Source organism: Paenibacillus lemnae, from assembly GCF_012933385.1.
GTDB classification, from domain to species: domain Bacteria; phylum Bacillota; class Bacilli; order Paenibacillales; family Paenibacillaceae; genus Paenibacillus_AQ; species Paenibacillus_AQ lemnae.
In genome coordinates this window covers 25,528-45,988 of record NZ_JABBPN010000006.1, presented here as the reverse complement: position 1 = coordinate 45,988, position 20,461 = coordinate 25,528, and the positions used below count along the sequence as shown (strand labels likewise).

Sequence of the window (20,461 nt, the reverse complement as noted above, 5' to 3'; positions counted from 1 at the left end):
GAAACCGAGCTTATTGAGTCAATCACCTGAAATCAGGGCGGCAGCTGCTTCATAATTTAAAAGCTTAATTATGAGATAGCCTCTTTGCTGCTTTTTTTGTTGTGGCTAGTCATCAAACCGCTTGCGGCTCTTTTTTCAGCATTTTCAGCCAGGTGGTGTACAGTTTGTAAGGCTCTCCTGACTCCAGGACGGCCTTACAGGTGTAGATTCCTTCCTCGATCGACAGAACCCGGCCTGCCAGATGCAGTCGAACACCCCCGTTCAAAAGAACCTGGTGTATAAAAGCCATATCGGCTTCGCCGCGAAGCACGGCATCTGTCGTCTCAGCCTGGAGGGGTGCTGACCATTCTCTCTCTGGCACCGGCGTATCCAGTCCGAAGGCCTCCGGATCGATCATCTGAAGAACGGCCTGGCCGTGTTCCATGCGGCAGGTTCTTGTTGGCCGGTGGATATAAAGCTCATCTGAACCCTCGCTTCCCTGTATAATCATGGACTGCTGATATCCCAGCTGCTCCATTAAGCGGGTCATGCGGTCGAACACCGTATTATGGAATACGCCGAACGACAGGAATGGGGAAGAAGAATAGTCGATCAACTTTTCAACCGTATTCAGCACTGTTCTCATGCCCAGTTCCTCACGAATCGGCCGAAGCTGTTTTAAGGGTGGGCACCATTCTTCAGCATGAACATATAACACCCCGGTCTTCTCGGCCGCCTGGATACAGCTGTCACGCTGCAGCGCTTTGGCATGGATTCCGGCAGACATAAATACATCGGAAAGAGTCACGCCCCATTTGGGAGGCAGAGCTGCTGCACCATGCAGGGTTACCGGCAGTCCGGCTGCAGCAAGAATAAAAGCTGTCGCAATGGAGGCGATAAATGAGGATTTTCTGCCATCATAGGGAGCAGCACAATCTATGCCTCCCTGCATCGGGTGCCGGTGTGCAGCCTTTCGGGCTGTTTTGACAAACGCCTGCAGCTCCTCTACACTTTCCATCTTGATGCGTTCCGCCATCAGGAAGGCTCCGATCTGGGCTGGTGAGGCCTGAAGTCCGAGGATCGACTCTGCTGCCTGGATCGCTTCTTCATAGCTTAAATCACGTGCACCGCGCTTTCCCCGGCCGACTTCTTTTAATAAGTGAATCATGGCTTTGATGCACCTCCTGAACCGGATTCCTGGAGCAGCTGATACAGCTTGACGATCGAGGTCGCCACATCGACCATTCGTTTTCTCTCATTCATGGCCTGTTTGCGAAGAATATCGTAAGCTTCGGATTCCGTAATGTTTTTCATTTCACACAATATGCCCTTGGCCATGTCAATCCACTTGCGTTCTTCGATTCTCGCCTGCAGCTGGCGCTTCTCATCTCTCCACTGCTGCCGGGCGTAAAAATGCTTGGAGCTGAAATGTAATGACCAGTGAAGCTCATGTTCATTCATCGAAGGGAACAGCAGTCCATCGATCACTACCTCATCCTCACATGCTTCGAGCGAGCGGCCTGCCGTAATATCACTGCACCACCAGAGGATCGGCATCGATTTATGCTGTTCCAGCTTATCATTCCAGCTTTTGATTCCCTCCAGAGGAAGGTGAAGAACGGCTCCATCCGATTCCTTCAAGCCGGCTAAGGCTTGTTTTTCATTTCGGGCTGCTATAACCTGGTAGCCGAAAGAACGAAGGATTTGTTCCGGAAGAAGCGTCTTGGTCTGTGAATCATGCTGGGCTGCAGCGGTTGTCATATGATGGATGACCAGCAGTGAACGCATGGGTTGACGCTCCCTTCATGAGTAAATACTTTTTACATGTTAAATTATATAACACAAATAATGTAAAAGTGTCGATATTTATTTTAAAATTTCGTTTTTGATGTTAATTATGTTGACAACCGAATTTAAAAGTTGTATATTTCGAACAAGAACTTCATATTTCTGGATACAACGATGTATCCTTATCACGGCAATGGAGCCTGTGTTTTCACAAGAAGAAGAGTCTGAACTCTTCAGTGGAAATACAGGCTTTTTATGTTTTATCAAGGACAGCGGTCATTACTAAGAGCATTTATCGTTGAGGGGAGAGATAAGCATGGCAAAACAAAAATTGGTGATGATCGGCAATGGAATGGCCGGAGTGCGAACGATCGAGCATTTGCTGAAGCTCGCTCCGGACAAATATGAAATTACGATTTTCGGGAGTGAGCCTCATCCGAACTATAACCGGATTATGCTTTCATCCGTGCTCGCCGGCGGAGCAGATATGCAGGACATTATCATTAACGGCTGGGACTGGTATCAAGAGCACGGTATTCAGCTCCTTTCAGGCCATACGGTAACGGGCATCGATACGGTGAATCGTCAAGTTATCTCGGATCGCGGAGCAGCTGCCACATACGATATTTTAATTTTTGCCACAGGCTCAAATCCATTTATGCTTCCACTGCCCGGTGCGGATAAAGAAGGCGTAATCGCATTTCGGGATATCAGAGATTGTGAAATCATGCTTCAGACTTCCAAGCAGTATAAGAAAGCGGCAGTGATCGGTGGCGGACTGCTGGGCCTTGAAGCTGCCAGAGGACTCCTGCATCTTGGGATGGAGGTATCTGTCATTCACATCGGAGATTATCTGATGGACCGTCAGCTGGATCGAGCGGCTGCCGGTATGCTGCAGGAGGAACTGGAGAAGCAGGGCATGACGTTTTTGCTTAAGAAAAACACCGAGGCTATTTTGGGCAGAAAAAGGGTAAAGGAGCTGCGTTTTACAGACGGCACTTCACTGGATGCTGATCTCGTGGTTATGGCAGTAGGAATCAAACCCAATGTTGCACTTGCCCAGTCGTCGGGTCTTGCAGTGAACCGCGGCATCGTCGTCGACGACTATATGCAATCCAGTATCCCTGGTATATATGCGCTGGGTGAGTGTGCAGAACACCGGGGGATCGCTTACGGTCTGGTAGCCCCTCTGTATGAGCAGGGTGATGTGCTGGCAAAACGTTTGGCGGAAGTGGAGACAATAGGATACGCCGGTTCGGTGACATCAACCAAACTGAAGGTATCCGGAGTCGATGTATTCTCTGCAGGACATTTTGGTGATCCCGAAGGCAGCCGCTCGCTGAGGTACCAGGACGAGTTGGATGGGATATATAAAAAAATCGTCATGAAAGATAACAAGCTGATCGGAGCCGTTTTGTTCGGGGACACCTCGGATGGATCCCGTTTATTCTCTATCATGAAGAGCGGAGAATCCATTCAAGGGAGAGAGAAAGAGCTCCTGCTCGGATTTGCACCAGGCGGCAGTACGGTGTCTGCGGAGCAGAGGCTGGCAGAGCTTCCGGAGGAAGAAATTATCTGCGGCTGCAATGGGGTGTCTAAAGGTACGATCAAGGATGCGGTGCTCAATCAGGGATGCACATCAGCGGCTTCCGTGAAAGCTTGTACCAAAGCTTCCGCATCATGCGGCGGCTGCAAGCCGCTGGTGGAAGGGCTAGTAAAGCTGTATGCCGGAGATGAGGCAGGAACGCCTGTTAAAGAAGGAATCTGCGGGTGCACAACGCTGAATCGGGATGAAATTGTTGCGGAAATCACCAAAATGGGATTGAAAAGCACGAAGGAAGTCATGAATGTTCTGGGCTGGGATCATCCGGAGGGCTGCGCGAAATGCCGTCCGTCGCTGAACTATTATCTGGGAATGCTGTACCCTGAATCTTATAAGGATGAGAAAGAGTCCCGCTTCACCAATGAAAGATATCACGGAAACATCCAGAAGGACGGCACGTATTCGGTTGTTCCCAGAATCTATGGCGGTGTCACTTCCCCAGCGGAGCTGAAGAAAATCGCCGAAGTCGCCGAACGTTTTGATGTCCCTATGGTCAAAATAACAGGCGGTCAGCGGATCGATTTACTCGGCGTTAAGAAAGAGGATCTTCCGCGCATGTGGGAAGAGCTGGATATGCCGTCCGGTTATGCCTATGGCAAGGCACTGAGAACAGTCAAAACATGTGTGGGATCCACCTTCTGCCGTTTTGGAACCCAGGACTCCATCGGAATGGGCGTCCGGTTGGAGAAAGAATTCGAACGTCTGAGCACGCCGGCCAAAGTGAAGCTCGCCGTATCGGGATGTCCCCGCAACTGTGCTGAAGCGACGATTAAGGATTTTGGCGTCGTTGCTATTGATGGCGGCTGGGAGCTTCATGTTGGAGGAAACGGCGGGGTTCATGTCAGAGCGACCGAGCTGCTGTGTGTGGTCAAAACCGAAGATGAAGTCGTAGAATGGGCCAGCGCTTTTCTGCAGTATTACCGTGAGCAGGCCGAATGGAATGAGCGTACTTCCATCTGGATTGGCCGGGTTGGACTGGATCATGTAAAGGAAGCTTTGAAGGACAAGGAAGTACGCACAGCTTTGGGAGAACGCTTGAAGACCGCAATCTCCACACAGAAGGACCCATGGAAAGAGATTTTATCCGAGCCCGAGCTTCGTAAAAATTTCATTCGGCTTACAGAGGCCGAGCCAATCCAAGGCTGAGGAGGAGAAAAGAAATGGTTAGAATACATGTGGGTTATGCATCCGAAATTGATCGCAAAGGCTCCCGGACTTATATATGGAATGGCGTAGAGATTGCATTATTCCGTTTATCGGATGGCAGTATCTTTGCTGTTGAGAATAAATGTCCTCATAAAGGCGGCAAGCTGTCGGAAGGTATGGTTTGCGGCAGCCATGTTCACTGTCCCCTGCATGATTGGAAAATTGAACTGTACAGCGGTACAGTCCAAGCACCGGATCATGGACATGTGAGAACCTACCCGGTCGAAGTCGACCCCGTAAGCGGAGCTGTTTACTTGGACGTGTTAAATGTAGGCGACAGCGCTGCTTCCTGATTGCAGCTGGTGACCAAACCTTTATAGAGGGAGTGAGGAGCATGAAGGAAGGGTTAAGGACGTTACCCCATAACCGTCCCGGGACTGTCCATATAGTAGGTGCCGGTCCCGGCGATCCGGAATTAATTACACTTAAAGCGCTTCGATGTATCCAGGGAGCAGATGTCATTATGTATGATCGGCTAGTCAATGAACAGCTGCTCCAGCATGCGAAGAAGGGAGCTCAACTTCACTATTGCGGTAAAGCTCCCGGGCTGCATTCTGTTCCTCAGGAACAGATTCAGAAACAGATGGCTGAGTATGCCTTGTCCGGTTTGGATGTAGTCCGCCTTAAGGGAGGCGATCCCTTTATCTTTGGCCGAGGCGGTGAAGAAGCAGGGGAGATGGCGGCCAAAGGCATCCCTTATGAGATCATTCCGGGGGTCACTGCGGCAGCAGGGGCAGCATCCTCATCAGGTATCCCGCTGACACACCGGGGCTGCAGCACCTCTGTAGCTTTGGTGAGTGGGACCTGCTGTTCTGAGAACAGCACCGGTGTCAGATGGGATCTTCTTGCTCAGTCTGTCGATACTTTGGTGATCTATATGGGCGTCAGCAATATGCCGGAAATCAGCCGCGCTTTAGTTAATGGCGGCAGACCGAAATCTACTCCTGCTGCCATTGTAGAACAGGGAACCTGCCCGGAAGAAAGAGTCATTACTGGCACGCTGGGAAACATTCATCAGATAGCCTCAGCACTGCATGTACAAAACCCGGCACTCATCATAGTTGGGGATGTGGTTCTGGTTCGCGAGCAGCTCCTTCAATTAGCCGCCGCAGCCCAGGAAAGAACGGGTTGAACGCTAGGGTGAAAGATGGGTGAATTTCATGAATCGATCTACCGGGAACAAATGTTCTTTATTTTGTTGACATCATTTGTTTTATGGATTATATTGTATTTAATATTTTGAAGCGGGAGAAGCACCTCGCTGAACGAGCTGTAGTCAGCTTGTTTGGCAGAGGTGCTTTTTTTGCGTTTATACCATTTGAAATAAGGAGAGGGTTATGATGAGGATGAACACGTCGCGTGCGCAGGGTTTGAAGCATTTATGGATGACATCTTTAATTTGTTTAGTTCTAGGCTTAGGGATTACAGGAATGGGGTCTCCGGCTCTAGCAGCCAGCTCCTCTTGGGATGCTGCATTGAAGAGTGTTGAGCTGCTCTACGATAGCTTTGAAGCTGTAGAGTTATCCAACAAGGTGATCAAGCAGGAGATTACTCAGCTTAGAAAGTTGAATAATAACAGGTTGAGCCGACTGAATGCATCGATCAAGGGGATCGATAAGAGCAAAGTGGATCAACTGCAGGCTTCATATGATAAGACGAAACAGCAGCATGCGCCGCTGCTTGCCGAGTATACCGAGCTGGGTAAGCAGGCTGCGGCCGCACGTAAAGCTAAGAACACTAAGAGTGCGCTGATGTACGACCTGAAGCGCAATAGAATTAAGGAGGAGGCAGCAGCAGCCCGGCTGGATATCAAGAAGAAATATGATGCATTGTCTGCTGCGAAGAAACAGAAAGCGGCAAAAGATAAGGTTGTCAAGGATGCACTCATCCCGGTAAGTGCAGTCAAAAAACTAATTACAGCGGAAAACAAAAGCATTGCAGACATGAATAAGCGTAAATCTGCAGCCGACAAACGTTACAAGAGTGCTGTAAAGACTGGGAATGCGATTACGGCTGCAGCTGAGCTGAATCTGCTGCTGACTGAGTTAAAGAAAATGAATGCTTCACATCAGAAAATACTAGGGTGGGAAAAGGAAATACAGCGCCTGATTGCTGCTGCGGAAAACAAACTAACCCGCTGATTGTACTGGCCCGGATATTTGTTCTGATTCCACCAACAGGTTATGATCATTCCTGGAGGTGTTGACTCTTGAAGAATGAGGAAGAAGAACAGGCTTACGGCTGGGATGCGATTGATCAGTCATTATCAACATTATATGGAGATTTTGAACCCAAACACTATGGCACGTTGATTCCGTATGAACTCGGCGGTCACGATCCACTGAAAGGGATCAGTGCATATGCAGTAAATGAACCTCTGCCTCATTGGCATTTTGTGACCTACGGGTTTACAGAACTGTATGAGAAGGAATCGGAAGACCCGGATATCAGCGGATACGGTTTTGAGCTCACGTTCAGGCTAATGAGGCAGTCAGGTGAAGAGGAGCCGCCGGCATGGGCACTTAACCTGCTTCAGAACATGGGCAGATATGTATTTAACAGCGGTAATGTGTTCCGTCCTGGAGATTATCTGGATGCGAATGGTCCTATCTGTCTCCAGGCTGAAACTGAACTGACAGCATTAGCTTTTATTCAGGACCCCGCTCTTTCACTACGAGAAACACCAAACGGGCGTATGGAGTTTATACAGATGCTGGGTATTACAGCAGATGAACTTGAAGCTATGCAAGTTTGGAACACAATCGGTGTACTCGAATCAGCTGTTAAATACATTCCGTGCTTCATTACTGATTTAGAACGGGAGTCTGTCATGCATATACCTGAAGTGCAGGAGAAAGTCCAGGATGGCATGGAAAATGACGGATCCAGTACCGGATTTCTCTTTGTAGATCAATTAGGATGGGAGCCAGGGAAGAAGAGCCTTTTTCGGAGAACACCAGCGATATTAACTTTAGGAGCGAAGCAGGCAGCCGCGGCTGGCAAGCTATTAACCGGCCGAATTCCCAAACACCGGGAGTTAACATTCGCAGGCAGGGAGCTTACTGTTCAGTTCCGGGCTGGTGACACATCTGGCTGGTCTGAGGAGAATGGCAAAGTCACCATCTCATTAGACCAAAGTGCTGTGGAAGAGATCAGCGGCAAACTTGAGCCTAAGAAGGGTCAAATTATTTTGACCTCGATTCCAAACCTTTCGATACACATTATCGAGACCAAGATCAAAGATCAGGATGGACATGTGGTGAAGGTCATCGGATAATTCAGGCTGGATTCATGCCCTGATAAGAATAGAGGATTCACACGATACGGGAAGATTTCCTAGCTTTATAGTTACAGACTTTCCCGCATCGTGCGTTTTATTTATCTGGATCTCTGATGAAACCTCAATGTGGATACAGGGGTTGAAATTCTACACCGCATGGTCCGCCATCAGGGTTAATATCGAGGTCCACTGCTGTTCCGTCAGCACGGTACAGTGGCCGGTAATGTTCGTTGATGCGAAGGGCTGAAGCGTTTGCGTAATGGCAGATAAAGGCTCGACGGAACTGATCCTTGGTTTTGTTGCGGTAGGAACCATGGATCAGGTTGCCGTTAAAGAATAACACATCTCCCCGATCCATAATTGCAGGAATAGGACTTGAATGTTTGGGAGGCTTAACGAAATGAGTCGTGAACGATTCACTTTCATCTGCCAGCTCCGGACATTCGATCTCATGTTCACTAGTTTTCGGAACAATGAGCAGGCCGCCGTTCTCCAGTGTAGCGGGATCGATGGCTGTCCAGGCAGCAATGCAGTTGCCGGGTTCGACCTGTAAATAAAAGTTGTCCTGATGCAGAGCCTGGCCGCGTGAGCCAGGAGGCTTGTAGTAGAACATACTTTGAGCCGCCAGCGCCTCTTCCCCATAGAGCTGTTCCAGGACTTCCAGTACCGGCTCATGCAGCATATATCTTTTGGCTGTTTCATTAAATCTGTGCGGATGCATGACCCGAGGATATCGTTTAAGCGGATCCTCTGTGCCTGCAGACAATTCAGGCTCATAATAGCCAGGTATGAATTGACTGCTCATTTCGTCAAAGGTATGATCGATTTCCAGCAAATGCTCCTCTGTAAATAATCCTTTGACGATGAGATAACCTTCGGTCTGAAAATGGTCCAGCTGCTCTTGTGTCAGTCTGTTTATATATTTCTCCACTTTCATACAGCTCCTTTATAATAAATAATAAGATTGACAACATCTTACCTGTATTCATAATGAAGGAGAAGCAGTATTTCAGCTGAAAACTGTATGGATTCTGCTATTCTTAATAAATCAGGAGGCTGATGATGGATACCCGCTTGCCGATTGTTCCTTACGAAGCCGCTGATATTGGAGAGATTATTTGTGGTCATATTACTGCCGATCACTCCTATGGAGTGCGTAGACCTCAGGGGCGTGGGGATCTGCTGCTGGTCTATACGCTGCGTGGACAAGGATATTTTCTTACACCGGGCGGCAGAAAGACGACAAGAGCACATGAACTATGCCTGCTGCGGGAATACATTCCACATGAATACGGCACAGTTAAAGGAGAGCAGGAGTGGGAATTCCTGTGGATTCACTTTCGCAGCCTACAGGAGATTGGATATCTACCACAGGAAGAGGTTTTGGCAGCTGGAATCCCTGAGGGGTATGCCAGGCAGCGGGTCTTGTCCGCATATGATCATGTGTTCTACCACGCTGGAGAACGCTCGGATTACTGGTATTCTTTCTGCGAAAATTCGATCCGTGAAATGATTCTTCTGCTTGCCCGGCAGTTCCGGAATAAACGTGATCCCCGGATTGTAGAGACGCTGCAAACTTTATCTCAGTCTATGCATAATCAAATCCGGGTGAAGGATCTTGCTGCCGCTGCTCGTCTCTCTGTATCCCGATTCTCTCATTTGTTTAAGCAGGAAACGGGTGAAGGTATCATTGAATATGTGAACCGCATGCGAATCACACAGGCTGCCAGTATGATGGAGCATATGGACCGGACGGCTGCTGAAGCCGCTCAAGATGTCGGATTTAACAATTATAATCATTTTGCCGCTTTATTCCGCAAACAGTTTGGTGTGAGCCCCCGGTCGTATAAATCACTAAAGAAGGAATAACAACACAGAGCATGAAAACGCTTGATTAGAGCGTATTCATACGGCGTTTTGTTGTTAGTATGGAACTAATACAACGTTTATAGGAGGTAGCGTATGCATTTAAAATACCATCATCCCGCTTCAAGGTGGACGGAAGGACTGCCATTAGGCAATGGCAGGATTGGAGCCATTGTCATGGGAGGGGTCGAGCAGGAGGTTCTGCACCTTAACGATGATACTTTATGGTCTGGAACACCTAAGGACCATAGTAATAAACAAGCCAGGCAGGCGCTTCAGGATCTTCGTCAATTGATCAATCAGGATCAATACGCTGAAGCAGATCAAAAAAGCCGGGAGCTGATGGGCCCTTACACGCAGTCTTACCTTCCCCTGGGGTCTTTACATATCCAGCATGATCACGGAAACTCGGCCTCCCGCTATGAGCGAAAACTGGATATCTCAGAAGCTGCGGTGCACACTTCTTATACCATTGGCACCACACAATATAAGCGTACTGCTTTTATTTCTCAACCTGCACAAGTTCTGGTGATGAAGCTGGAAGCGAGTGAGCCTGATCAATTAAATCTTACGGCAAGGCTTTGGAGTCCGCTGCGGCATAAGACCGGCAATACTTCCGACCGGTTCATTCTTCAAGGCAGGGCACCTGAACATGTGGATCCGAGCTACTATAGTAACGGTCAGCCGATTAAGTATGGGGAATCCGGACTGGATTTTGATGTCCGGATCGCTTGGAAGGTAGAGGGAGGTACCCATTATGCCGACCATGACGGCCTTCATGTTCAATCTGCCCAAAGTCTGACTCTGTACCTGAGTACCTCGACAAACTTTGAGGATTACAAGACCAAACCGGAAGACAGCTCGATCCAGGCTGAGGCACGCTCTGAACAGTGGTTGAAGGAAGCCTTGGATAAGGGTTACACAGAGCTGTATGAGGAACACATCAAAGATTATCAGTCTTTATTTAACCGGGTTGAACTAGATCTCGGTCCTGATTCTCTGGATATTCCGGCAAATCTCTCAACCGATGAAAGAATCTCGTCTTATCGTTCCCAGGACAAACGATCCATTGAGCTGTTATTTCAATACGGCCGGTATCTCCTGATTTCAAGTTCCAGACCAGGTACGCAGGCTGCCAATCTGCAGGGAATCTGGAATGATAAAATGAGACCGCCTTGGAGCAGCAACTATACGCTGAATATTAATGCAGAAATGAATTATTGGCTGGCCGAAACCTGCAACTTGTCTGAATGTCATGAGCCGCTGCTGAGTTTTGTTCAGCATCTTGCGGAATTGGGCCGGCGCACAGCGGATATCAATTACGGGGCAAGAGGATGGGTAGCCCATCATAACAGTGATGTGTGGTGCCAGTCTGCACCGGTTGGTGCATACGGTCACGGAGACCCGGTATGGGCCAGCTGGTATATGGCGGGACCTTGGCTGAGCCAACATTTATGGGAGCATTATGAATTTGGGGGAGACCTGCATTATCTTAGAGATCAGGCATTTCCAGTAATGAAAGATGCTGCGCTTTTCTGTCTGGACTGGCTGCAAGAAGAAGCGGATGGACATCTGGTTACCTCACCTTCATCTTCACCGGAGCATAAATTCAGGACAGAAGATGGTAAGCTGCACGGTACAAGCAAAGGTGCAGCTATGGATTTGGCTCTGATCCATGATCTGTTCACTCACTGTTTGCAAGCGTCAGACGTGCTGGACATTCAGGATGACTTTACGAATGAGATTGCGTCTGCATTAGAACGTTTGATGCCTTACCAGATCGGGAAACACGGTCAGCTTCAGGAATGGCATTATGATTTCGAGGATGAAGATATTCATCATCGTCATGTGTCTCATCTATTTGGCGTGTATCCGGGGAGTCAGCTCACGGTAGAAGAAACGCCTGAACTGATTGAAGCGGTCAAGACATCTCTGGAGCGGCGCAGTGATATTGGAACAGGCTGGAGTCTGGCTTGGAAAATCAATCTGTGGGCACGTCTGGGTGACGGCGATCATACGCTGGGGCTCATTGATAATGTCCTGCATGTAGTCAGGGAAGAAGGAACTTCTGTCACGGGCGGTGGAATCTACCCGAATTTGTTCGGAGCACATCCGCCGTTCCAAATTGACGGCAATTTCGGCTTTACTGCCGGTGTTGCTGAGATGCTTATGCAGTCACACAATGGAGTCATCCGGCTGCTGCCTGCTCTGCCATCTTCATGGACCGAGGGGTCAGTGAAGGGACTGCGGGCGAGAGGAGGATATACGGTAGATCTTGAATGGAAGGACGGACAAATTCTGAAAGCCGAGATCACATCAGACCGGGGAGGTTTGAGTGTCATTCGAACCAAAGCGGCCTCCATAGTAGATTCGATCCATTCCAATGGACAGGAGCAGAAGATTGCTGCGGCTGGAGGAGATGACCGTATTTCATTCGAAGCAGCCCCAGGCCGAACATACACACTGACATTTTCAACAGGGAAAGTAACCTCTGTTTAATACTACTAGAGCTATCTTAACAAGCTGACCACTGATAACAGCTTAAACAAACAGTCCGCAGGATCATGTGTAGAAGATTCTGACGGGCTGTTTCCTGTTTAAAACCGGTTTGTTTTTCGGTAATGAAGAGGAGTAACGCCTGTCAGTTTCTTAAACACTTTAAAGAAATAAGAGCTGCTCTCAAACCCGCACTGCACGGCAATGTCATGACTGGTGTCATCTGTACGGATCAGCAGTTCCTTGGCATAAACGACTCTTTTGGCAACCACGTAATCGGTTAGAGTCATACCGGTCAGCTGGCGGAATACCCGGGAGAAATGGGAGGGTGTTACTGAAGCTTTTTTGCATAATGAGGCAAGTCTCAAGTCAGCTGAAAGATTTCGGTCGATATACTGTAAGGATTCTTTCATCCAAAGCGGCTGGGAGGCAGAGGTCGGTACCTGATCCTTGTTCTGATCCAGCATATGACGCGTCATGAAGAGCAGAAATTGCTGCAGATGCAGAAAAGTCGCCTGACGGTATCCAGGTTTCTGCTGCAGCTGTTCTTCATGCATGAATTGAAGATGCTTGACAATCAAAACTCGGGCTTCATTTGAGAGGGACAGCCGGTACCGGTTGTTTCGTGCAGCAAGTTCAAAGCAGCGCAGCACAGAAAAGTCGGACTCCTGCTCGCCTTGACGTATCCAGGATGCGTTGAAAAATATGGCGGATGAAGTAACTGGCGCATCTGCATCAGGAAAAGCCCGGTGTATCGTGTCTCCAGGAATCAAAAACAGGCTGCCTTCATTCATGTCATAGAAGGTCTGATTAATAAAGAACACTCCCTGTCCATGATGTACATAAACCAGCTCGAACCAGTTATGGACATGATCCGGCAGCTCGCGCTGCGGTGATTTCGTATCCTGATAAACCAGGTGATATGGGTAACGCCCGTTATCGTCAAACTTTTTGTCCATGAGATTCAAGCTTCTCACCCCAATCAACATCAATATAGAGCATAATTTAGCATGATACAGCCCTTACATTCTACCATAATGATGATAAAATGAAATCAATTTCAGATGTATGCAGGAGGGACCTTCATGAACAGCAAGCATATCCGGATCGATGCACACCAGCATTACTGGAGTATTGAGCGAGGGGATTATGGCTGGATTACGCCGGATATCCCTGTTTTGTACCGCGATTTTTTGCCAGATGACTTGTTGCCAAATTTAGAGAAGCATAATATTCAGCACACCATCGTCGTTCAAGCGGCTCCCACTATAGAAGAAACCAAGTATTTATTAAAAATGACCGCAGATGAGCCCTCTGTCATTGGGGTCGTAGGATATTTGGATCTGCAGGATTTGAACCACTGGAATCACTATGAACAATGTGCAGCGTATGAGAAGTATGCCGGGTTTCGCATCATGATTCAGGATATGCCGGATCCATCCGTTATTTTGGATGACGCTTATATTGAAGCCTTGAAGAAGTACGCAGAACACGGTGTACCTGTTGATTTGCTCGTGACTTCGGATCAGCTGGAGACGCTGGCGGAAATGCTGGACAGGGTCCCTGGACTGCATGCGGTCCTGGACCATATCGGAAAACCGGATATTGCGGGATCTCAGAGGGAGACTTGGAGTGATCAGATTCATCGAATCGCAAATCATTCTAACGTGTACTGCAAAATATCCGGAATGGTAACAGAAGCGGATCCTCATGGGTGGTCGAAAGAAGATTTTGTTCCTTATATCACTGAAGTTATGGACAGCTTCGGCAGTGACCGCGTCATGTTCGGCAGCGATTGGCCGGTATGTCTTATGGCAGGTACCTATGATGAAGTGATGGATATTCTGGTTTCCGCGCTGCCTTCGAACTTTGGCGAGAACGAACAAGCTGGCTTGTTCGGGGAAAACGCCAAACGATTTTATAAGATCAAAGCTTCCGCAGAAAAGGAGAATTTGTGATGAAATACAGAACACTTGGCAATACAGGAATGGACGTTTCGGCACTCAGCTTTGGAGCTTCTTCTCTCGGTTCTGTCTTCCGCGAAACGGATGAATCCGAGAGTATCCGAACCGTTCACGAAGCCTTGGATGCAGGTATTAACCTGATCGATGTGTCCCCTTATTACGGATTAACGAAAGCGGAGACGGTTCTTGGCAAAGCCTTGAAAGATGTATCCCGGGACCGATATTTCCTTAGCACCAAAGCCGGACGCTACGGTGAAGATGAATTTGACTTCAGTGCATCGCGAATTTACGCCAGTGTAGAAGAAAGTTTGGCACGCCTGCACACGGATTACCTGGATATTTTATTTTTGCATGATATTGAATTCGTTGATAAAAAGATCATTTTAGAAGAGGCACTGCCAGCACTCCATGATTTAAAGACTCAAGGAAAAATTCGCAACAGCGGTATTTGCGGACTGCCTCTTGAGCTGTTTGAAATCATACTTCCGCAAGCCGATGTCGATGCCATTATCTCATATTGTCATTATTCGCTGAATGACACTTCTCTGCTCCGTCTGCTACCTCTGCTGCAGGAAAAAGGAGTGGGCTTGGTTAATGCTTCCCCGCTGTCCATGGGACTGCTGAGCCTGCGCGGTGCACCAGAATGGCATCCGGCAAGCCGTGAGATTCAAGAAACCTGCCAGAAGGCCGCTCAATTCTGCAAAGACCAGGGGGAGGATATTGCGAAGCTGGCTGTGCAGTTCTCTACCTCCAACCCGGATATTCCTACAACCCTTGTCAGCACGGCAACTCCGGCCAACATAGTGCGCAACGCGAAATGGAGTGCTGAGCCGATGGATGAACATCTGCTGTCTGAGGTGCTGAAGATCCTTGAGCCGATCCATAATCAGACCTGGGTCAGCGGCCGTCCGGAATACAACAGCAAGGCAGGTGAAGTACGTTGAAGACACTGATCTGTGAGCAGCCCGGGCAATGGGAGATGAAGGACAGTGAACCACCGGTACTGACCCAAGGGCATGCTATTGTAAACATTCAAAGAGTAGGCATCTGCGGAACCGACCTGCATGCCTTTCAAGGCAATCAGCCATTCTTCCAATATCCCCGCATTTTAGGTCATGAGCTTGCCGGCGTGATTGAGGAAGTGGATGGGCAGAACCATGGCTTTCAGGCAGGGGATCAGGTTACGATCATCCCATATCTGCATTGCGGCAGCTGTATCGCCTGCCGAAATGGGAAAACCAACTGTTGTACAGACATGAAGGTCATGGGCGTTCATGTCGATGGAGGTATGAGAGAGAAAGTCTCCGTGCCTGTAACTCATCTGATTAACACGCAGGGCCTCACACTGGAACAAACGGCTGTCATTGAGCCGCTGGCGATTGGCGCTCATGCCGTACGCCGGGCTCAGCTGACCCCTGGTGAGTGTGTGGCTGTTGTCGGCGCCGGACCGATCGGTCTCGGGGTTATGGCATTTGCAAAGCAGGCTGGCGCTTCGGTCATCGCCGTGGATATTAACGATGAGCGCCTTGCTTTCTGTAAAGAGTGGGCTGGGGCTTCTCATACGGTAAATGCCCGCAGTTCTGTACAGGAACAGCTGAAAGAAATCACCAATGGCGATATGCCATCTGTCGTCTTTGATGCAACCGGCAATGCTGGTGCCATGGAAGCTTCTTTTCTATATCCCGCTCATGGAGGCACACTGGTATTTGTGGGGCTGGTGAACCGAGAGCTTACTTTTAATGATCCTGAATTCCACAAAAGAGAGCTGTCTCTGCTTGCAAGCCGTAATGCGACACTCGCGGATTTCGAACATGTGATTGAGGTGGTCCGTCAAGGCAATCTGGATTTCGGCCGCTACATCACACACCAGGTTTCTTTTGTAGATATGCCGGAGCAGTTCAGCCGCTGGACAGATCCCGCCAATGGTGTGATCAAAGCCATGATTACCTTGTAAATGAAAGAGTCCATTAAAAAACTCTTTACAATTTTGTGAACAGCGACTAGAATGAAAATAAATTTAATTGAACGGGTGGATAATAATGAAAAACACAATGACAGGTTTTTTAGCTTAACTAAATAAAGCATGCAACAGGTGAATCATATTAAGGCTGCTATCGATACGTGGACGATTGTCTATGTATACAATTCTTAACAGTCTGATGATCTTGTCATGCTTCCTGTCATGAAATTCTTTCATTATTGCTGTGCTATTAGGAAATACAGCTGAATGCTTAGGCTTCAGCTGTATTTCTATTTTCACATAAAGCTGCAGATGAACTTGAATTCATCTGTGGCTTTTTAGCATGTTTATCCTTCCATTTTTTTGTAAGGGGGTGATGGTTTTCCACTATTAATGAACGAACTGCTGATCCAAACAAGTTGCTGTATATGATCAAAATTAAAAAGTGAGGAGCTGTTGGATATGACAATTTGGGTACATGACCAATTCTTTAGAGGAACAGGCTGGGCTTGTCTGGATTCTTCTTAGCTTCGTTCGTGAGTTTGGTATCTACATATTTGAATGTTTCGGAGGTGGGCGAACATGTCCCAACAAACTACAGTATCATCGAATCAAATTGAAAATCTCAAGCAAAAAGAAAATAACCAAAAATTATCCATGACGTGGCTGCTTCAATACTTAAAACCGGTAAAAGGGCGCCTGTTTATACTGCTGACCCTGCTGCTGTCCTCTACCGGCCTGCAGTTGATCCAGCCGCAGATCGTCAAACAATTTATTGATACGGCTGCTGCAGGAGAAGTGATGACCACACTGTTGAAGCTGGCTGGACTGTTTCTCATTGTGGCGGTCTTTAATCAGCTGATTACGGTATTTGTCAGTTACCTGGGAAACGATGTCGCATGGCGTTCGACTAACCGGCTGCGGGGCGATCTGCTTAAGCATTGTTTGCGCCTCGATATGAAATTTCATAATCAGAAGACGCCTGGTGAGATGATCGAGCGGGTCGATGGAGACGTAACGAATATTTCCAATTTCTTCGCGATGTTCATTGTGCAGGTTATCGGCAGCTTCGTACTGTTAGCCGGAATCCTCGGATATATGTTTACGGTGAACGTACCGATCGCGCTGGTCATGACCATCTTCACCGCATTGTCCGTCCTCTTCATGATGTTTGTTCGTAATCTCGGTGTCCAATCTTCCAAGAATGAACGGGAGGCGAGCGCTTCGTTGTTTGGTTTAATTGAAGAGCGGATCGCGGGTATTGAAGATGTGCAGACCAACGGACACGTATCTTATGTCATGAACCGGTTTCACCGGCTGATGCGTGCAGTATTCCTGAAGGGCCGCAGAGCCTGGATGATGCGCGTTATTCCCTGGAACACCACGGTCGTGCTGTTCGCGATCGCGGTCACTGTTGTCCTCCTTTTAGGCGTTCGATATTACTTGAGCGGGGATATCACACTGGGTACCTTGTTTCTCATTTATCAATATACACAAATGCTGAATGAGCCGATTGAACAGCTGGGAGACCAGGTCCAGGAATTTCAAAAAGCCAAATCCGGTATGCTTCGTTCCAGAGAGCTCTTATCCCAGCGCAGCGAAATCGTGAGCGGTACGAAGAATACCCTTCCGGATGGACCGCTTGGCCTGGCATTTAAAGATGTCACGTTCAGCTATAATCCAGATAAACCGGTGCTGCAGCATATTACATTCTCTCTGCGGCCTGGTGAACGGCTCGGTATTATTGGGCGCACGGGCAGCGGAAAGTCAAGTCTGAGCCGGGTTATGCTCAGGCTGTATAACATCAACAGCGGCCGTATTGAAATCGGTGGTGTGGACATTACTCAACTGGAGCTGCCTGATCTGTATCGCCGTGTCGGCATGGTGACCCAGGATGTTCAGCTGTTCGACGGGTCTCTTAGGGACAATCTAACGCTGTTTGATGATCAGATCTCGGATGAATTTATTATGGAGACGACACAGCGGCTTGGCCTCAGCCACTGGATTGACGCTCAACCAGAAGGGCTGGATACACATTTGTCTGCTGGCGGGGCGTCCTTGTCTGCAGGGGAAGCGCAGCTGTTCGCACTGACCCGCGTATTTCTGACACAGCCAAGTCTTGTGATCCTGGATGAGCCTTCTTCCAGACTCGATGCCGCTACAGAGTCCATACTGCAGACGGCAGTGGATCAGATGATGGAGCATTGTACTGGCATTATTATTGCTCATCGTTTGTCTACGCTGGAGCAGGTGGACCGCATCATGGTGCTGGGAGGCGGAAAGATTCTGGAATTCGGCGGGCGGGAGCAGCTTGCGCTGGATCCCAACTCCCATTACGCCAAGCTGCTGTCGTCCGGACAAAAGGAGGAATTGGCATGAGTATGACCACCTTTATCGGCCGTCTGTTTCGTTTCAGACCAGCACTCTTCCTGATCAATGGCATTCTGTGGTGCATCTTTCACTCACTGCCGCTGTTTATTGGACTCGGGATGCAGTGGTTCTTCGACCGGGCCACGGCGAACTCGCCTGACTACGTATGGCTGGCTGCACCGCTCATTTTTATAGCGGTCATCCGCTTCATGCGGGTAGGCACGTTTTTCGCTGCATTTTATGCATGGGTGACGTACATCTACCATATTCAGGCTATTTTAAGGACCAACATGCTGTCCGGGATTATGCGCTGGCCTGGCCGTAATCTCCCGGCTTCTCCGGGGGAAGCCATGAGCCGCTTCCGGGATGATGTTGATGAAGTCGTGGAATATGTGGAATCCTGGGTAGATTTTTGGGGCCGCTTGGTGTTTGCCCTGGTCTCTGTTGTCGTGATGGCGATGATTAACTGGAAGATCATGCTGGTCGCTGTGCTGCCACTCGTGGTAGTCACCCTGCTGAACAATCTGTCCGGAAACAGAGCACGGCAATATGGACAAAAAAACAAGGAAGCCACTGGACGCATCACCAGCTTTATTGCAGAAACTTTTGGAGCTGTTCAGGCATTGAAGCTGGGACAGGCTGAGGATGATGTACATCAACGATTTATGAAGCTGAATGAAGACCGCAGGCAGGCCGCTTTGAAAGATAATCTCTTCAAGCAGTGGATTCGTTCCTTGAATCAGCATGTACTCAGCATCTGTACAGGTCTGATTCTCCTGATGTGCGCAGCAGAGATGCAGGCCGGCCGATTCACCGTCGGAGATTTTGCTCTGTTCAACACGTATCTGGCGAATATCGGCTTCAGTATCTCACTATTCGGTTATATGGTTTTCCAACATAAACGGCTGAAGGTCTCATTCGACCGTATGTGTATGCTGTTCAGGCCGGGTGAAGAAGACCGGATTATGGAATACCGGGAAACGTATCTGAACCAGGATCCGCCTGATGTGGCGGAAGTAAAGCGATCTCCCGACGATCAGCTGCAAGAGCTTACGGTCTCTTCACTGACATATCAATACCCTGGAAGTGACAATGGTATCCGGGATATTGACCTTTCCATTAAGCGCGGACAATTCGTCGTCATTACCGGAAGGATAGGCTCAGGCAAATCCACACTGGTTCGCACACTGCTCGGACTGCTGCCAAAGCAGGCAGGAAGCATTACCTGGAACGGAACAGAAGTGAACCCGGCAGCATTCTTCATGCCGCCTCGGGCAGCGTATACGCCTCAGGTCCCTCGGTTATTCAGCGACTCGCTTCGGGAGAATGTGGTTTCCGGGAAGCGAAGTCAGGTTGAATCTTCGCTGGAACGTGCGATCCGGCTGTCAGTCATGGACAAAGACATCCAGAACCTCGATCAAGGCCTTGAAACTGCTGTCGGTCCTCGTGGCGTGATGCTCTCCGGCGGCCAAATCCAGCGGGCTGCAACAGCCCGGATGCTGATGACTGGTGCAGATCTGTATATCTTCGATGATTTATCCAGTGCGCTGGATGTGGAAACAGAGCAGCAAGTATGGAATGGCCTGTTCCAGGAACGTAACGTTACTTGCATCGCGGTCTCTCACCGGAGAGCTGCGCTCTCCAAAGCGGACCATATTATCGTGCTGAAGGATGGAGAGATTGAATCTGAAGGTACCCTGTCCGAACTTCTGACATCCAGTCAGGAAATGCGCCTCTTGTGGCAGGGTGAATCTGCTGCCGAGAAGACAAAAGAACCCGTGGAGACGGTACTAACCGCCAAAACTTAGTTACAAACCCGGCCCTCCTGTGGGAATGTATGTGGTTTTCCGCATACATTGGGGCTAGACCCGGCCCGGGCTCGGGAATGGCTCGATATGTGTGGCAGCCACAGCATCATGCTGCAGCAAAATGGGGCGGGGCCTCTAAGA

At 48.8% G+C, this 20,461-nt stretch carries 16 protein-coding genes; 12 read left to right on the top strand and 4 right to left on the bottom strand.

Annotation, left to right across the window (positions count from 1 at the left end; all coding sequences use genetic code 11):
• Window positions 1–112: 112 nt before the first annotated feature.
• Both HII30_RS08715 and HII30_RS08710 read right to left on the bottom strand, forming a co-directional pair.
• Window positions 113–1,147, bottom strand: a complete 1,035-nt coding sequence (locus tag HII30_RS08715) for an anthranilate phosphoribosyltransferase (RefSeq protein ID WP_169504636.1) — start codon at window positions 1,145–1,147, stop codon at window positions 113–115.
• Window positions 1,144–1,767 carry an ANTAR domain-containing response regulator gene (locus HII30_RS08710; RefSeq protein ID WP_169504635.1) on the bottom strand — a complete coding sequence of 208 codons (624 nt, stop codon included), beginning with the start codon at window positions 1,765–1,767 and terminating at the stop codon, window positions 1,144–1,146. The genes HII30_RS08715 and HII30_RS08710 overlap by 4 nt, the downstream gene beginning before the upstream one ends.
• Window positions 1,768–2,083: 316 nt before the next feature.
• Here HII30_RS08710 and nirB point away from each other — a divergent pair, with 316 nt between their 5' ends.
• The 5 genes from nirB (at window position 2,084) to HII30_RS08685 (ending at window position 7,853) form a co-directional block, all read left to right on the top strand.
• Window positions 2,084–4,516: a nitrite reductase large subunit NirB gene (gene nirB, locus HII30_RS08705; protein ID WP_169504634.1), complete on the top strand. Its 2,433-nt coding sequence runs from the start codon at window positions 2,084–2,086 to the stop codon at window positions 4,514–4,516.
• A 14-nt stretch (window positions 4,517–4,530) separates the two neighbouring features.
• A complete protein-coding gene (nirD, locus tag HII30_RS08700; RefSeq protein ID WP_169504633.1) occupies window positions 4,531–4,869 on the top strand; it encodes a nitrite reductase small subunit NirD in 339 nt (112 codons plus the stop codon).
• Window positions 4,870–4,910: 41 nt separating this feature from the next.
• Window positions 4,911–5,708, top strand: a complete 798-nt coding sequence (gene cobA / locus HII30_RS08695) for a uroporphyrinogen-III C-methyltransferase (RefSeq protein WP_169504632.1) — start codon at window positions 4,911–4,913, stop codon at window positions 5,706–5,708.
• 208 nt (window positions 5,709–5,916) lie between these two features.
• Window positions 5,917–6,717 (top strand): hypothetical protein, encoded by an 801-nt coding sequence (locus HII30_RS08690; RefSeq protein WP_169504631.1) that lies wholly within the window; start codon window positions 5,917–5,919, stop codon window positions 6,715–6,717.
• A gap of 68 nt (window positions 6,718–6,785) precedes the next feature.
• A complete protein-coding gene (locus HII30_RS08685) occupies window positions 6,786–7,853 on the top strand; it encodes a suppressor of fused domain protein (RefSeq protein WP_169504630.1) in 1,068 nt (355 codons plus the stop codon).
• Between the two features lie 124 nt (window positions 7,854–7,977).
• On the opposite strand, the gene HII30_RS08680 is transcribed toward HII30_RS08685, so the two are convergent.
• Complete coding sequence (locus HII30_RS08680) at window positions 7,978–8,793, bottom strand: phytanoyl-CoA dioxygenase family protein (RefSeq protein WP_169504629.1); 816 nt, start codon at window positions 8,791–8,793, stop codon at window positions 7,978–7,980.
• A 125-nt stretch (window positions 8,794–8,918) separates the two neighbouring features.
• On the opposite strand from HII30_RS08680, the gene HII30_RS08675 reads away from it, so the two are divergent.
• Window positions 8,919–9,725, top strand: coding sequence for an AraC family transcriptional regulator (locus tag HII30_RS08675; protein ID WP_169504628.1), 807 nt, complete (start codon window positions 8,919–8,921; stop codon window positions 9,723–9,725).
• Between the two features lie 93 nt (window positions 9,726–9,818).
• Window positions 9,819–12,221, top strand: a complete 2,403-nt coding sequence (locus HII30_RS08670; protein WP_169504627.1) for a glycoside hydrolase family 95 protein — start codon at window positions 9,819–9,821, stop codon at window positions 12,219–12,221.
• 98 nt (window positions 12,222–12,319) lie between these two features.
• Here the strand turns inward: HII30_RS08670 and HII30_RS08665 are convergent, their stop codons facing one another.
• A complete protein-coding gene (locus tag HII30_RS08665) occupies window positions 12,320–13,177 on the bottom strand; it encodes an AraC family transcriptional regulator (RefSeq protein ID WP_169504626.1) in 858 nt (285 codons plus the stop codon).
• A gap of 126 nt (window positions 13,178–13,303) precedes the next feature.
• On the opposite strand from HII30_RS08665, the gene HII30_RS08660 reads away from it, so the two are divergent.
• The 5 genes from HII30_RS08660 (at window position 13,304) to HII30_RS08640 (ending at window position 20,320) form a co-directional block, all read left to right on the top strand.
• Window positions 13,304–14,176 carry an amidohydrolase family protein gene (locus HII30_RS08660; RefSeq protein WP_169504625.1) on the top strand — a complete coding sequence of 291 codons (873 nt, stop codon included), beginning with the start codon at window positions 13,304–13,306 and terminating at the stop codon, window positions 14,174–14,176.
• Window positions 14,176–15,126 (top strand): aldo/keto reductase, encoded by a 951-nt coding sequence (locus HII30_RS08655; protein ID WP_169504624.1) that lies wholly within the window; start codon window positions 14,176–14,178, stop codon window positions 15,124–15,126. Before HII30_RS08660 ends, HII30_RS08655 begins: the two co-directional genes overlap by 1 nt.
• Complete coding sequence (locus HII30_RS08650) at window positions 15,123–16,136, top strand: zinc-binding alcohol dehydrogenase family protein (RefSeq protein ID WP_169504623.1); 1,014 nt, start codon at window positions 15,123–15,125, stop codon at window positions 16,134–16,136. Before HII30_RS08655 ends, HII30_RS08650 begins: the two co-directional genes overlap by 4 nt.
• Window positions 16,137–16,724: 588 nt before the next feature.
• Window positions 16,725–18,521 carry an ABC transporter ATP-binding protein gene (locus HII30_RS08645; protein ID WP_169504622.1) on the top strand — a complete coding sequence of 599 codons (1,797 nt, stop codon included), beginning with the start codon at window positions 16,725–16,727 and terminating at the stop codon, window positions 18,519–18,521.
• Entirely contained in the window at window positions 18,518–20,320 is a 1,803-nt protein-coding gene (locus HII30_RS08640; RefSeq protein WP_169504621.1) for an ABC transporter ATP-binding protein, read from the top strand. Before HII30_RS08645 ends, HII30_RS08640 begins: the two co-directional genes overlap by 4 nt.
• The last annotated feature ends 141 nt before the right edge of the window (window positions 20,321–20,461 follow it).